Source organism: Methylophaga sp. SB9B (genome assembly GCF_004832235.1).
Taxonomy (GTDB): Bacteria; Pseudomonadota; Gammaproteobacteria; order Nitrosococcales; family Methylophagaceae; genus Methylophaga; species Methylophaga muralis.
On record NZ_SSXS01000083.1, the window covers coordinates 1 to 254 of the forward strand.

Sequence of the window (254 nt, forward strand, 5' to 3'; positions counted from 1 at the left end):
TAAAGCCTGCACCTAAATCTTCAATCGACTCAATGGCTTCCAAACGTTTAATCGCATCGGCAGTCATGGCCTGTTGCGGCGGGGTAATCAGATAAGCATAAGCACGATGATGCGAGCGACCAACACGCCACGAATTTGATAAAGCTGGGCCAAACCTAATTTATCGGCTCTATCTATAAAGATGGTATTGGCAGTCGGTACGTCGATACCGGTTTCGATAATCGTAGTGCAAACCAGTACATTAAAACGTTGAT

Annotated in this window: 1 pseudogene; it reads right to left on the reverse strand. The window is 45.3% G+C overall.

The features are described 5' to 3' along the window. A pseudogene (locus E8Q33_RS15245) lies at positions 1-254 on the reverse strand (helicase-related protein); the annotation flags it as partial.